1 protein-coding gene is annotated in these 400 nt (G+C 48.0%); it reads right to left on the bottom strand.

The window, feature by feature from the left end; genetic code table 11:
* A partial coding sequence (locus U0R11_RS13580) for a hypothetical protein (protein WP_406752378.1) occupies positions 1 to 400 on the bottom strand: 400 nt, incomplete at both ends.

Below are 400 nucleotides of genomic sequence, written 5' to 3'. Positions count from 1 at the left end.
GTGCCGTTTATCTGTGGACTCGCTAAGCTCACCGCCAATTTATTGAAGGCTGCCGCACTCACTGCTACAGTCAAGCGATCTGCTCCTGCGGCTGAAATACTTCCGTCGGTCACAGCCACAACAGCTGATTCTACGTTGTATAACTTCATGTTGGTCGTCACAGTACCCGAAGCAAAAGTCAAGGCGGTGGTAGTTCCAAAAGCAATATCCGCTGCTGCGGTATTGGTTACCTTAGGTGTTGTTACTGGCGCAGTAGAACTAGTTGCTCCTGAAAAAGTTAAGTTCTTAGAACCGGTATAAGTGGTTACCGTATTACCACTCGCATCTTTGGCGGTAATCGTAATTGAATTACTCGTTCCTGCTGTCTGAGAGGCTGATCCTGTTACCACCAATCGAGTGG

The organism is Aquirufa salirivi (assembly GCF_045310485.1).
GTDB lineage: Bacteria > Bacteroidota > Bacteroidia > Cytophagales > Spirosomataceae > Aquirufa > Aquirufa salirivi.
Note: the sequence above shows the minus strand (reverse complement) of the source record. Positions and strands in the feature narration are given on the sequence as shown.